The sequence below is a fragment of the Pseudomonas sp. 22082 genome (assembly GCF_052046055.1).
Classification (GTDB): Bacteria; Pseudomonadota; Gammaproteobacteria; order Pseudomonadales; family Pseudomonadaceae; genus Aquipseudomonas; species Aquipseudomonas pharyngis.
Genome location: NZ_JBQEQB010000007.1, coordinates 1 through 13,716 on the forward strand (window position 1 = coordinate 1; position 13,716 = coordinate 13,716).

The window sequence follows — 13,716 nt, forward strand, 5'->3', positions numbered from 1 at the left end:
CTCCACTCAGCCTTCCGATGGGGCCGGCACGTCAAGAGCGGTACTCGAGCTAACGCTCATTGTTTTGAGTGGTGGGAAGCGAACAGCGGAAAACGGAAAACAACTGCGGACTGTTTGATCGTTCCCACGCTCCGCGTGGGAATGCCGCCCGGGACGCTCCGCGTTCCATTCTCGAATGTTTAAAAGTTGTGTCTGTTTCGGCGATCCTTCCCACAATGTTTTCAGGTTGTCCGTCGGAAGTGCGCTCTCTAGTCTTTGGCTGTCGCTGCCAATTCAGCGAACAGGTGTGGAAACCTGATTTCAAGTAGTTGCAAAGCATCTCCCCGTAATCGTTGCCGATGTCTTCTTTCGTCTGCAAACTGCGTCGCGGCGGCTGTGCGCAGGCAGACTTCGGTCTGGCCGGTTGCCTACTTATCGGTTTTCCACCCTGCGTACAGCTGCCACCTCTTGTCGTGTGGAAACGACAAGGGATGGCTCCATAGCCAAGTAGGAGTTTTTCATGGACAAACTGATACCCGACCCACCCCTCGAATCCCCCACCCCACTCGAAGAGGCCATGCGCGCCGAAGACCTCGCCCGTAACCGCGAAGCCATCAAACGCGCCCTCGATTATTACCTCTGCCCCAACCCTGCCAAACCTCGCCCGAGCACGATGTATATGGTCACTCCCAACGTCGACACCGAAAGCCTGCTGGCCAATGCCTGCGAATCCCTGGCCTCGGCCAGTACCATCGCCAGCAATTTCGCCAATGAGCTTTCGGGCCCGCAGCGCAGTACGGCGCTGGGAATCCAGCAGATCATCATGCTGGCCGAGTTGGCGGTGAACAGGGCGCTGGATCGGGTTGATCCGCAAACGTGATCCGCTAGTCGAAGAGTTCCCAAAAGGGACCGGTCGTACCCTTTTGGGGACTCTTTAAACTCCGCACACGCAGGTATACTGCGCGCTTTCGCGGCTCGTCCACCGGGCCGGACTTTTTGCTTCGCGGAGCTTTCATGACTTCCCCAATCGACAACGCTGTGAGCGATGTCCCGGCAGAGCTGGCCGAGGCCGGCGAATCCAAGCCGACCATTCCTGCGTTCAAGTTTCCGTTCAAGCCAGGTGAGCTGGCGGCGGCCAAAGCGGCCAAGCAGCCGCAATTCAAGGGCAAGGACGGTGATCGTCACGCCAAGATTCCGGGTGTGGCGCCTTCGGGTACTCGCCGTTCGATGGGCAAGCGCTGATTCATTCCCGCCTCGGCCGACGCTGTGATTTTCGGTCACAGTGATGGCTAATTGCTCAGTTCCTGAGCCAGATCAACGTTTAACCAGTGAGTGCGCTTAGAGTCAGCAGCCCTGCCGACTCTTTCCAATAAAACGAGCGCGCTTTTCATGAAGATCAATCTCCCGGTGACCGGGCGCAATGTCGATGTTGCGCCGGATGCGAACATTCTCTCGACCACCGATCTGACCAGCGCAATCACCTACGCCAACGACGACTTCATCAGGATCAGCGGTTACAGCCGCGACGAGCTGCTGGGTGCGCCGCACAATTTGCTGCGTCATCCGGACATGCCGGCGCAGGCGTTTGCCCATATGTGGCAGACGCTAAAGCGCGGGCGGTCGTGGATGGGGCTGGTGAAGAATCGTTGCAAGAACGGTGATCACTACTGGGTCAGTGCCTATGTCACGCCGGTCACGCAGAACGGTGCGGCGGTGGAGTATCAGTCGGTGCGTACACGGCCGGATGCGCGGCAGATGGCGGCGGCGGAGCGGGCGTATGCGCAGTTGCGCGAGGGGCGGGTGGCGCGGTGGCAGTGGCTGCCGAGCCTGAGTTTGCGGGCGAAGATCATGGCGTTGACCAGTTCGGTGCTGGCGCTGGTGCTGGGGATGGAAGCCTGGCTGCGGCCGGAGTCCATGGGCATCGAAGCCGCTGCGCTGGTGGCCGGCAGTGGCGCCTGTGCGCTGGGCGTGGGTTGGTTATTGCGGCCGCTGGAGCATTTGACCGAGCGTGCCCGGCTGATTGCCGATAACCCGTTGAGCCAGGGCATTTATACCGGGCGGCGGGATCAGTTCGGGCAGATCGAGTTTGCCTTGCAGATGCTTGAAGCGCAGGTCGGCGCGGTGGTGGGGCGGATCGGTGATGCATCGCAGCGGCTGGCCGGGCATGCGGCGCAATTGGTCGATCATCTGCACAGCAGTCACACCAGCACGTTGGCGCAGCAGGCGGAAACCGATCAGGTGGCGGCGGCGATTCATCAGATGGCGGCCAGTGTGGCCGAGGTGGCCAGCCATGCGCAGCAGGCGTCGGTGGCGGCGGACATGGCGGGTACGGAAACCCGTGAAGGTCATCTGCTGGTGGGCGAGAGTCGCAGTGCAGTGTTGCGGCTGGCCGAGGAGTTGGGGCGGGCGACCGAGGTAATTCATCAGCTCGAAGGCCACAGCATCGAGATTTCCGGGGTGCTGGAGGTGATTCGCAGCATCGCCGAGCAGACCAATCTGCTGGCGCTCAACGCCGCGATCGAAGCTGCGCGGGCCGGGGATGCGGGACGTGGGTTTGCAGTGGTGGCCGATGAGGTGCGTGGTCTGGCTCAGCGTACTCAGCAGTCGACCAACGAGATTCAACGGATGATCAGCACCCTGCAAAACGGCGCGCGGGATGCGGTGCTGGTGATGCAGCAGAGCAGCGAGCATGTGGATAACAGCGTCGAACAGGCCCAGCGTGCGGCCCGGGCACTGGACGGAATCAGCGGGCGGGTCGAGCAGATCACCGAGATGAGTCTGCAGATTGCCGCAGCGGTCGAGGAGCAGAGCGCGGTGAGCGAGGACATCAACCGCAACATCGTCAGTATTCGCACGGCGTGCGAGTTGACGGTGGATGAAGGGCGCCAGAGCCAGCTCAACTCAGAGGATGTGGCGGGGCTGGCGGGGGATTTGCGTTCGCTGGCGCGGGAGTTCTGGGGGCGGCGGCAGGGCGCTTAGGCTGCTCGCAGTGAAATGAACGCGTAGGTCTGCGGCGGCTCGGACACCACCTGTGCCCCGGCCGCCCGCACTTGCCCGGCGATGTCGTCGCCGGAGACATGGAACAGCCATTCGCTGGAAACTTCGCTCAATGGCTGCGCCGCGACCTGATCGATCACCGAGGCAAACGCGCCCATGTCCGGCAGGTACGCGGTGAACCCATCGCCCTTAAGCGCGGTGGTGCGGATGCCGAGCAAACCGCAGATCGCGTCCTTGATCCGGATGTCGTCGCGATCGGCCTGACGCGAGCGCTGGATCAGCGTCACCAGTTCCTGATCCACCAGCTCACCGCCGACGATCAGTTGCGGCCCTTGCTCCCACGATTCTGGCGGGCAGTCCTTGGCGGCAGGGTTCAGCGGGATGTGCGGATTGATTTCGGCGGGATAAATGCGACACACCAGCGGCCGACGCTCGTAGATGCGGCACAGCTTGTCTTCGTCAAGATTCCGGCAGGGGCCGACGTTGTAGGCGGCGAAAGTGATCGCGACGTGGGCGTCGGACATTCCGCTGCGCACCACCGCCGAACGCCGCTGAGCGTGTTCACGCTGCTGTTCCGGCAGGCCCAGGCCGTTGGCAAGAAACGCCTCCACCAGCACGATCACCTGACCGCCGTCAGCCGCCCACATGCGGGCTTCGGCCAGGGTCAGGGGCACATGGTGATCGGTGCAGCATTTGCCGCAGCCTACGCAGGAAAAGGTCGTATTCATTGAGCGGGCAATCTTCAATCAGGGTGTGAATCGGCGACATAAAGCCGCCGTACAGGCCCGGAGTGAAGCAAGTTGTGCGCCATTCGCTCAGGGTTTGGCGGTCGGGCGGATCGAGTCCCATTCGGTGACGAACGCGGTTTTCGACTTTTTGTTGTACAGGCAAAGCTCGGTGCCTTGCTGGCCCTTCATGTGTTTTTGCGGGTACTGGCCTTGCAGCAACAGCGCGGTGTAGCCGACGCGGTCATCGAATTGCGCGGCGTTGCCGACCGGTTTGGCGTTTTTCAGGCCGCTGGCCTTGGTGCAGCTGGCGAGCACGGCTTTGTCGTAGGCCGCCCAGGCGTCGGGGCTGGAGGCGTGGGCCAACGGGGCGATGAGGCAAAGTACGGAGAGGGCGAGGCGTTTCATGGCTCGGGCATCCTTGGAAGTTGATCGCCAAGGTTGGAGTATGCCGCAGGATTTTAGTTTGTCAGTCCGGCACCAATTCCCGGCGAACCACATACATTCCAGACATTTCGTACAAGCGCTGCGCTCGCTGATTGCTCTCCAGCACCTTCAGATCGACAAACCCTTCGCGTCGATCCCGAAACGCCTTGAACGCATGAAGCAGCAACGCCCGACCCAATCCCCGACCTTGCCCCCGAGGATGCACCACCAGATTCTTGATGTAGGAACTGGTCCAGCACTGCGCCAGGCCAATGACGCCTTCGGCATCGCTGGCGATGAAACACAGTGCCGGATCGTATTCCGGATCGGTTTCGAACTGCTGTTGCCAGACGTCCAGCGCCGGCACCCGGCCACCGCCTTCGCGGTAGCCGATCTGCATCAGTTCATGCACGGCGGATGCGCGTTCGGCGCTGTAAGTCGTGAGTTCGATGCCGTTCGGCCATTCGATGGTCGGCACGTCCTGGCTCAGGTCGCGCCGCATCAGAAAACAGAACGTCTCGCTCAAGACTCAGTGACCCTGAGCAGCGACATGCTTGGCCGCTTCGATCAGGCAGTGGGTCAGCTCGGGCGAGGAGAACTTGGTCAGCACGCCGTTGGCTCCGGCGAGGCGGGCCTTTTCGCTGTTCATCGCGCTGTCGAGTGAGGTATGCAGCAGCACGTAGAGGTGGGCGAAGTCCGGGGTTTCGCGCAGGGTGCGGGTGAAGGCGTAACCGTCCATCTCGGACATTTCAATGTCGGAGACGATCAGGTTGATCTGCTGCGCCGTGCCTTGCAGGTCCAGCAGGCAGTCGATGGCTTCCTTGGCGCTGCGCGCAGTGTGGCATTGCAGGCCGAGGTTGCGCAGGGTGTGCACCGATTGCTGCAGTGCCACCTGACTGTCGTCGACCACCAGGATCCGCGCGTTGCCCAGCACTTCGGCGTCTTCCATGCTCAGCTCGGTCGGGGCCATTTCGATCTGTGCCGGGGCGATGCCGTGGATGACTTTTTCAATGTCCAGCACCTGCACCAGCGTGCCGTCGACCGAAGTCACGCCGGTGATGTAGGCGCGCGAACCGCCGGAACCAAACGGCGGCGGTTTGATGTCGGTGGTCAGGCAATGCACGATCTTGCTCACCGCCTGCACATGCAGGCCCTGTTTCGAACGGCTGACGTCGGTGACGATCAGGCAGCCGCCGTTCGGATCTTCCAACGGCCGCTCGCCGATGGCCCGGCTCAGATCGATCACCGACAGCGAAGCACCGCGCAGGGTGGCGATGCCTTTGACGTGCGGGTGCGACTCCGGCAACTTGGTCAGCGGCGGGCAGGGGATGATTTCACTGACCTTCAGCAGGTTGATCGCCATCAGCTTGCCGCTGCGCAAGGTAAACAGCAGAAGCGAAAGTGAATCTGCGCGGGCTTTGTTGGAAGACATAAAAACCTTCTGTGGAGAAAGGTGGGTGGGCGAGGGTGGAAGTCGCCAGAAACTATTGATGCCGGGTTATCGGCGCCAAAAGGTTGGGCTTTAGGTTAGTTGTCGGGTGGCGTTCCGATGAAGGCGCTTTTGAACTTGAAGCACATTTCAGCTTTTCATCCCCAACCGCTTCGCCATCCGCCCCAGATTCGCCCGGTCCAGCCCCAGCTCCCGCGCCGCACTGGCCCAGTTGTCCCGATTGCGCTCAAGCGCTGCACTGATCAACTGCCGCTGATACTGCTCGGTGGCGGTGCGCAGGTCGCCGCTGATCAACGGCTGGAGGGTGGCTGCTTCGGACGGCGCCGGTGAGTTATCCACAACCTCGCGCGGCAGATCGAGATCCAGCGCACTGAGGCTGAGAATCTTCGGCCGCACCTTGCAGTTGCCCAGCGCTTTCAGTGCGCTGCGTCCGATCAGGTGTTCCAGTTCCCGCACGTTACCCGGCCAGGTGTAGGCCAGCAGCGCTTCCTGGGCGTCGCTGTTCAGGCGCAGGCTGTTGAGGCCCATGCGCGAGCGGTTCTGTTCCAGGAAATAGCCGCTGAGCAGCAGCACATCGCGCCCCCGGTCACGCAGCGCCGGCACCCGCAACGGGTAGACGCTGAGGCGATGGTAGAAGTCGGCGCGGTAGCGGCCGCTGCGCACTTCTTCGGCCAGATCACGGTTGGTCGCAGCGATCAGGCGCACGTCGACCTGATGTTCCTTGTCCGAACCCAGGCGCTGCAACTGGCCGCTCTGCAACACCCGCAACAGCTTGGCCTGGACGGTGAGCGACAACTCGCCGACTTCATCGAGAAACAGCGTGCCGCCATTGGCCAGTTCGAACTTGCCGCGCCGGTCGCTGGTGGCACCGGTGAAGGCGCCGCGCACATGGCCGAACAGTTCGCTTTCCACCAAGGTATCCGGCAGGGCGGCGCAGTTGAGGCTGATGATCGGTTTGTCGGCGCGCTTGGAGGCAGCGTGAATCGCCTGGGCCACCAGTTCCTTGCCGACTCCGGTTTCGCCAGTGATCAACACGGTCAGGTCGCTGCCGCCGACCAGGTTGATCTCTTCCACCAGCCGTTTATGCGCCTTGCTCTGGCCGATCATTTCGCGGTTCTGCTGGCCGCTGGCCTGGCGATAGACCTCGGCGCGCTGATGTTCGTCTTCGGCGCGGATCGCCAGACGTTCGATGCGTTCGGCGGCATTCACAGTGGCCGAGGCGAGGCTGGCGAAGGCTTGCAGGGCGTCGAGTTCGATCGGTTCGAAACGCTCCGGATCGAGGGCGTCGAGGGTGATCAGGCCCCAGAGTTTTTCATCGACGAACAACGGACAGCCGAGGCAATCGTGAACTTCAAGATGATCGTCGAGGCCGTCGACCAGCCCGTCGTAAGGGTCGGGCAAATCGCTGTCGGCGGCGAAGCGGGTCGGCCCTTCACCGGCCAGCAGCACTTCAAAGCGCGGGTGTTCGCTGACCTTGAAGCGCCGGCCGAGGGTATCGGTGCTCAAACCGTCCACCGCCAGCGGCACCAGCCACTCACCGTCGAGGCGCAACAATGCGGCGGCATCGCAGGGCAGCAGGGCGCGCATGGCTTCGAGCAGGCGCCGGTAGCGCTCGCCTTCGGGCAGTTCGCGGGACAGGTCGGAAACCAGTGGAAGCAGGGCGGTGAGCAATGATTTGGCGGACATAGGCTTGTAGTCAAAGAGACACGTTGTAGTCGAAGCGACTATAGATGTGCTTGTGTCGATCTGACTACAAAATTTTCAAGATATTGATTTATATAGAAAAAATAGTTGGCACGAATACTGGAATGGATAAGGCACTTTTAGAGAAAGCTCAGGAGTCACCCTTATGCTTAGCGTCCAGGATCGTGCCATCATCAAGTCCACCGTGCCTCTGCTGGAAAGCGGCGGTGAAGCGCTGATCACCCACTTCTACCGGATGATGCTCTCCGAGTACCCGGAAGTCCGCCCGCTGTTCAACCAGGCCCACCAGGCCAGCGGTGACCAGCCTCGCGCTCTGGCCAACGGTGTGTTGATGTACGCCCGCCACATCGATCAACTCGACCAGTTGGGCGATCTGGTGGCCAAGATCATCAACAAGCACGTGGCCCTGCAAATCCTGCCGGAGCACTACCCGATCGTCGGCACCTGCCTGCTGCGCGCCATCTCCGAAGTGCTCGGCGAAGAAATCGCCACCCCGCAAGTGATGAGTGCCTGGGGCGCAGCCTACGGTCAATTGGCCGATATCCTGATCGGCGCCGAAACCGCGATCTATGACCAGAAAGAACAAGCCGTCGGCGGCTGGCGCGGGGCGCGGGAGTTCATTGTCGCGGCCAAGGTCGAGGAGAGCGCGGAAATCACCTCGTTCTACTTCGAACCGGCGGACAAGGGCCCGATCCTCGCCGCCGAGCCGGGTCAGTACATCGGCATGAAGCTGATCCTCGACGGCGAAGAAATCCGCCGCAACTACTCGCTGTCTGCCCTGGCCAACAAAGGTCAGTACCGCATCAGCGTCAAACGCGAACCGGGCGGCCGTGCCTCCAATTACCTGCACGATCAACTGCACGTCGGCGCCAGCATTCAGCTGTTCCCGCCATCGGGTGAGTTCACTCTGACTGCCAGCGACAAACCGCTGGTGCTGATCAGCGGCGGCGTCGGCATCACGCCGACGCTGGCGATGCTGGAAGCGGCGCTGGAAACCGAGCGTCCGGTGTACTTCATTCACAGTGCGCGCAACGGCAGCGTGCATGCGTTTCGGGACTGGGTCGACGGGCTGGCCGCGCGCCATCCGCAGCTCAAGCGCTTCTATTGCTACGCCGAAGATGACGGCGTGAGCCCGGCGGCGGACAAGGTCGGGTTGTTGAGTGAAGAGCAACTGGGCGAGTGGCTGCCGGTGGAGCGTGATGTGGACGCTTACTTCCTCGGGCCGAAAGGTTTCATGGGGGCGATCAAGCGTCACCTGAAGGCGCTGGGCGTGCCTGAGAAGCAGAGCCGGTATGAGTTCTTCGGGCCGGCTGCTGCTCTGGAATAATCCGGAACCGAGTCGCCTTCATTCGCGGGCAAGCCCGCTCCCACATTGGAATGCATTTCAATGTGGGAGCGGGCTTGCCCGCGATTGGCCGTTACGCGGACTTGATTCTTAAATTCTGTTTAAAGGTTAATCGTTTCTTAACCGGTTTATCGTTTATTCCCCGATGCTGATGATAGGCGCTCGTTCGTTTACATGATCAGGATCGTCCCCATGTCGCACTTCGCCTCTTCCCGTCGTTTCAGCCTGGCCACTTTGGGCCTGTCGGTTGCCTTGCTGTCCAGTCCGTTCGCCTTCGCCGAATCCGCCTTGATCGAACCCCAGACCCTGATCGTCGATCAGAGCCTGCCCAAGGCCCAGCGTGATGCGATGGAGCTGGCGGCGCGGCGTTATGGCAGTTTCTGGAACACGGGCGAAGAGGCGTTGGCCACCGCCGCCCTGTCGCCGCAGTTCGTCGACAAGACCCCGCCGGAAGGCCGGGTGCAGGGACCGACCGGGCCGTTGCTGGCGTCGAGGTTCTTTCGCACGGCGGTGCCGGACTTGAGTTGCGAGATCGAACAAATGATCGTCGCCGGGGATCGCGTGGTGGTGCACCTGCACTTTCGCGGGCATTTCACCGGCACCTTCAAGGCTCTCAAAGGGCAGGGCCAGCGTGTAGACTTCCGGGCAACCGATATTTATCAGATCGACAACGGTCGCATCGCGGCCAATTGGCATATCGAAGACAACATCAGCCTGATGGCGCAACTGCAAGCGCAGCCGCCGGCCAGCTGAACCATGGACTTGAAAGGGAAACGCGATGAGCGAGGAAACGATTCGATTGGGACGTGAGCGGCGCTATCTGGTGTTGCTGGGCATCATCTGCCTGGCGCTGATCGGCGGCGCGCTGTACATGCAGATCGTGCTGGGCGAGGCGCCGTGCCCGCTGTGCATCCTGCAGCGTTATGCGTTGCTGCTGATCGCGTTGTTCGCGTTCATCGGCGCGGCCATGCGCACCCGGCGCAGCATCACCGTGTTCGAGGTGCTGGTGGTGATTTGTGCCATCGCCGGGGCCGGCGTCGCCGGGCATCACGTGTACACCCAGTTCTATCCGGCGGTGAGCTGCGGCATCGATGTGTTGCAGCCGATCGTCGATGACCTGCCGCTGGCGAAGATCTTCCCGCTGGGCTTCCAGGTCGACGGTTTCTGCTCGACGCCGTACCCGCCGATCCTCGGTCTGTCGCTGGCGCAATGGGCGCTGGTGGCCTTCGTGCTGGTGGTGATTCTGGTGCCGCTGCTGACCTCGCGTAACCGAAAAGCGTTGCGCTGAATCAACTTTTCGGCGCGTGCGCCGATAAAACAAACGCCTCGATTTGCGGTGACGCAGATTGAGGCGTTTGGCATTTCAGGGTCTGTGTGAAAACACCGTGACGAACGGCAAGTAAGGGGGCGACAGGTGTGCGACATGTTGTCACACGCGCCCAGTCGCAGCGCGGTTCACAGGCCCGGATTGGAGTGCTGTTACAAAAAAGGATTGGTCTGTTTCAGAGTTTTTTGGTTTTTGCACGGGAGTGCCGGATCAGGCAGTTTTAACAGACTCTGACAGATGGCCAAAAGCCTTGGCATATCGGGCTTTGCGCGGATCGCGCCGTGGGAAAAAGCTCTCGGAGCTGTCTGAACTGAGGCCGATAGGCCTACATTTTTTGATGTTTTTGTTGAGAATCGATTTCGATAACATGGGGCACTTTTGCAAAAACGATGATGGATTGTTGCTCTGAGCGATAAAAATTATTTCGGGATAAGACATGGTGTATAGGGCGCTACCTATCTACAATCGCCCGCACTGAATTCCCGGCACTGTTCAGCCTTTATTAAGGAGGCGAGCAGGAAGTCGGGTGTCGGGCAGCCGAGAGGCTTGCGAGACACCCAGGTGTCGGTGCCTTTCCAACTTTCCGCACCAAATGGAATTGGTCTGTAACAAGGCCTTTGACCACGAATTCGAATAAGAACTGACCGCTGTCCCAGGTTTTGTCGAGCGTCTGACGCGCGACGGGCGGCCCTTATTCAATCCAAAGAAAATGCCAACCCTTGGCAGGGTGAAGTGTTGGCGATCAAAACCCAACTGCATTGCGCAAGCTGCTTTAGAGGTCGTGAGATGAGTAAAAACAGGTACCCCAGATTACTAGGCCTAGTGCCGCTGCTCGGCACGTTGTTGCTGGGAGGCTGCAACATGACCTTGCTCAATCCAACGGGCCAGGTCGGCCTGGAACAGCGCAACCTGATCATCACCGCCACGCTGCTGATGCTGTTGGTCGTTGTGCCGGTCATCGTCATGACCTTCCTGTTCGCCTGGAAGTACCGCGCCTCCAACAAGAACGCCGTCTACACCCCGAAATGGTCGCACTCGACCAAGATCGAAGTGGCAGTCTGGACCATCCCGGTCCTGATCATCATTGCCCTGGGTTACATCACCTACAAGTCGACCCACTCGCTGGATCCGTATCGTCCGATCGAATCCGACGTCAAGCCGGTGACCATCGAAGTGGTCGCGCTGGACTGGAAGTGGCTGTTCATCTACCCGGAACAAGGCATCGCCACGGTCAACAAGATCGTTTTCCCGGCGCACACGCCAGTTAACTTCCGGATCACTTCGGACGCGGTGATGAACTCGTTCTTCATCCCTGGCCTGGGCGGCCAGATCTACGCGATGGCGGGCATGACCACCAAGCTGCACCTGATCGCTGACCGCAACGCTGAGATGGACGGCATCTCCGCCAACTACAGCGGCGCTGGTTTCACCGGTATGAAATTCAAAGCGATCGCAACTTCTCAGGAAGATTTCGACGCCTGGGTAAGTGAAGTCAAAAAGGCACCTAAACAGCTTGAAGCCGCTGAATACGCAGCCCTTGCCAAGCCAAGCCAGAACAATCCAGTCGAGCTCTACTCCTCGGTCACGCCGAACCTGTTCCAGACCATCGTCGACAAGTACGAAGGCATGAAACCAGGCAAGCCGCTGAAGCACGAGAAGAAAGAGAAAGAAGTGGCGGCAACGGATATGGACTCGAATTCGCATTCAGCTGCCGGGGCAGAGGAGTAAACGATGTTTGGTAAATTAAGTTGGGAAGCGATCCCTTTCCACGAGCCGATCGTGATGGTCACCATCTCGATGATCGCGCTCGGTGGTCTGGCGTTGTTCGCTGCAATCACCTACTTCAAGAAGTGGACTTACCTGTGGACCGAGTGGCTGACGTCGGTCGACCACAAGAAAATCGGCGTGATGTACATCATCGTCGCCATGGTCATGCTGCTGCGCGGTTTTGCCGACGCCATCATGATGCGGACCCAGCTGGCCATGGCCACCGAGGGTTCGCCTGGCTACCTGCCACCTGAACACTATGACCAGATCTTCACCGCTCACGGTGTAATCATGATCATCTTCATGGCGATGCCATTCTTCACCGGCCTGATGAACCTTGCAGTGCCGCTGCAGATCGGCGCGCGTGACGTTGCGTTCCCGTTCCTGAACTCCCTGAGCTTCTGGCTGCTGGTGTCCGGCGTCGTGCTGATCAACCTGTCCCTGGGCGTCGGCGAATTCGCCAAGACCGGCTGGGTTGCCTATCCACCGCTGTCGGGTCTGCAATACAGCCCTGGCGTGGGGATGGACTACTACATCTGGGCGCTACAGCTATCGGGTCTGGGTACAACGTTAACCGGGGTCAACTTCCTCGCGACCGTGCTGAAAATGCGTACCCCTGGCATGAAACTGATGGACATGCCGATCTTCACCTGGACCTGCACCTGGGCAAACGTTCTGATCGTGGCTTCGTTCCCGATCCTGACCGCTACCCTGGCACTGCTGACCCTTGACCGTTACATGGATTTCCACATTTTCACCAATGAACTTGGTGGCAATCCAATGATGTACGTCAACCTGTTCTGGGCATGGGGCCACCCTGAGGTTTACATCCTGATCCTGCCGGCATTCGGCATTTTCTCGGAAGTCATCTCGGCCTTCACCGGCAAGAAACTGTTCGGCCACCACTCGATGATCTACGCCTCGGGCGCGATCTCGGTACTGGGCTTCATGGTTTGGCTGCACCACTTCTTCACCATGGGTTCGGGTGCCAGCGTCAACGCCTTCTTCGGTCTGGCGACGATGCTGATTTCCATCCCGACGGGTGTGAAGCTGTTCAACTGGCTGTTCACCATCTACCAGGGCCGTCTGCGCTTCACCAGCCAGGTTCTGTGGACCCTGGGCTTCATGGTGACCTTCGCCATCGGCGGCATGACCGGCGTACTGCTGGCCATCCCGGGTGCTGACTTCGTTCTGCACAACAGCCTGTTCGTGATCGCGCACTTCCACAACGTGATCATCGGCGGCGCGGTATTCGGCTACATCGCAGGCTTCGGCTTCTACTTCCCGAAAGCGTTCGGCTTCAAGCTGCACGAAGGCTGGGGTAAAGCAGCGTTCTGGTTCTGGATCTCGGGCTTCTTCGTCGCGTTCATGCCGCTCTACGCTCTGGGCTTCATGGGCATGACCCGTCGTCTGAACGCCACCACCAACCCTGAGTGGGTACCGTACCTGTACGTTGCCATGTTCGGTGCGGTGATGATTGCTGTGGGTATCGCCTGCCAGCTGATCCAGCTGTACGTGTCGGTGCGTGACCGCAAGAAACCGGAAAACATGTGCGAACACGGTGACCCGTGGAATGCCCATACCCTGGAATGGTCGACCTCGTCGCCACCTCCGTTCTACAACTTCGCTGTACTGCCAAAGGCAGACTGCATCGATCCGTTCACCGAGGCCAAGGAAAACGGTACCGCGTACAAGGCTCCGGCCAAGTACGAACCGATCCACATGCCGAACAACACCGCCACTGGCGTGGTGATGGGCGCACTGCTGACCGTGTTCGGTTTCGCGATGATCTGGCACATCTGGTGGTTGGCGATCGCCAGCCTGGCCGGCACTGTCATCTACTTCGTGATCCACGCAGCACGTGACGATCAGGGCTACATGGTGCCGGTCGACGTGATCGAGCGCATCGAAGCCGAGCAGCACAAGCGTCTGGTAGCGGCCGGGAAGATCCCTGCTTCCGCAACCCGTGTTGAAACCAAGTTGGAACAGGCTTAAA

The 13,716-nt window shown here is 60.3% G+C and carries 13 protein-coding genes and 1 pseudogene; 9 read left to right on the forward strand and 5 right to left on the reverse strand.

What is annotated here, in order from left to right; all coding sequences use genetic code 11:
- Positions 1–499 precede the first annotated feature (499 nt).
- From ACTJK9_RS10050 to ACTJK9_RS10065, 4 genes and pseudogenes are all read left to right on the forward strand, one after another.
- Positions 500–859: a DUF6124 family protein gene (locus tag ACTJK9_RS10050; protein ID WP_085610952.1), complete on the forward strand. Its 360-nt coding sequence runs from the start codon at positions 500–502 to the stop codon at positions 857–859.
- A 134-nt stretch (positions 860–993) separates the two neighbouring features.
- Positions 994–1,221: a hypothetical protein gene (locus tag ACTJK9_RS10055; protein ID WP_039765632.1), complete on the forward strand. Its 228-nt coding sequence runs from the start codon at positions 994–996 to the stop codon at positions 1,219–1,221.
- A gap of 147 nt (positions 1,222–1,368) precedes the next feature.
- A pseudogene (locus ACTJK9_RS10060) lies at positions 1,369–1,650 on the forward strand (PAS domain-containing protein); the annotation flags it as partial.
- Between the two features lie 243 nt (positions 1,651–1,893).
- The gene (locus tag ACTJK9_RS10065; RefSeq protein WP_409348359.1) at positions 1,894–2,958 is read left to right on the forward strand and encodes a methyl-accepting chemotaxis protein; all 1,065 of its coding nucleotides are present in this window, start codon (positions 1,894–1,896) and stop codon (positions 2,956–2,958) included.
- Here the strand turns inward: ACTJK9_RS10065 and ACTJK9_RS10070 are convergent.
- From ACTJK9_RS10070 to norR, 5 genes are all read right to left on the reverse strand, one after another.
- Entirely contained in the window at positions 2,955–3,704 is a 750-nt protein-coding gene (locus tag ACTJK9_RS10070; RefSeq protein ID WP_414881374.1) for a YkgJ family cysteine cluster protein, read from the reverse strand. The two genes, ACTJK9_RS10065 and ACTJK9_RS10070, sit on opposite strands and share 4 nt — an antisense overlap.
- Before the next feature lie 87 nt (positions 3,705–3,791).
- On the reverse strand, positions 3,792–4,109 hold the full coding sequence (locus tag ACTJK9_RS10075; RefSeq protein ID WP_039765638.1) for a hypothetical protein: 318 nt from the start codon (positions 4,107–4,109) through the stop codon (positions 3,792–3,794).
- A gap of 61 nt (positions 4,110–4,170) precedes the next feature.
- Positions 4,171–4,629: a GNAT family N-acetyltransferase gene (locus tag ACTJK9_RS10080; RefSeq protein WP_440813858.1), complete on the reverse strand. Its 459-nt coding sequence runs from the start codon at positions 4,627–4,629 to the stop codon at positions 4,171–4,173.
- 27 nt (positions 4,630–4,656) lie between these two features.
- Complete coding sequence (locus ACTJK9_RS10085; protein ID WP_011335848.1) at positions 4,657–5,559, reverse strand: chemotaxis protein CheV; 903 nt, start codon at positions 5,557–5,559, stop codon at positions 4,657–4,659.
- 147 nt (positions 5,560–5,706) lie between these two features.
- Positions 5,707–7,263: a nitric oxide reductase transcriptional regulator NorR gene (norR, locus tag ACTJK9_RS10090; RefSeq protein WP_440813622.1), complete on the reverse strand. Its 1,557-nt coding sequence runs from the start codon at positions 7,261–7,263 to the stop codon at positions 5,707–5,709.
- A gap of 163 nt (positions 7,264–7,426) precedes the next feature.
- Here norR and hmpA point away from each other — a divergent pair, with 163 nt between their 5' ends.
- The 5 genes from hmpA (at position 7,427) to cyoB (ending at position 13,715) form a co-directional block, all read left to right on the forward strand.
- Positions 7,427–8,608, forward strand: a complete 1,182-nt coding sequence (gene hmpA / locus ACTJK9_RS10095) for an NO-inducible flavohemoprotein (protein WP_440813625.1) — start codon at positions 7,427–7,429, stop codon at positions 8,606–8,608.
- A gap of 210 nt (positions 8,609–8,818) precedes the next feature.
- Positions 8,819–9,379 (forward strand): ester cyclase, encoded by a 561-nt coding sequence (locus ACTJK9_RS10100; RefSeq protein ID WP_085610945.1) that lies wholly within the window; start codon positions 8,819–8,821, stop codon positions 9,377–9,379.
- Positions 9,380–9,404: 25 nt separating this feature from the next.
- Positions 9,405–9,914, forward strand: coding sequence for a disulfide bond formation protein B (locus tag ACTJK9_RS10105; protein ID WP_007956723.1), 510 nt, complete (start codon positions 9,405–9,407; stop codon positions 9,912–9,914).
- Between the two features lie 825 nt (positions 9,915–10,739).
- Complete coding sequence (gene cyoA, locus ACTJK9_RS10110) at positions 10,740–11,681, forward strand: ubiquinol oxidase subunit II (RefSeq protein WP_011335843.1); 942 nt, start codon at positions 10,740–10,742, stop codon at positions 11,679–11,681.
- A gap of 3 nt (positions 11,682–11,684) precedes the next feature.
- Entirely contained in the window at positions 11,685–13,715 is a 2,031-nt protein-coding gene (gene cyoB / locus ACTJK9_RS10115; RefSeq protein WP_064383941.1) for a cytochrome o ubiquinol oxidase subunit I, read from the forward strand.
- The last annotated feature ends 1 nt before the right edge of the window (position 13,716 follow it).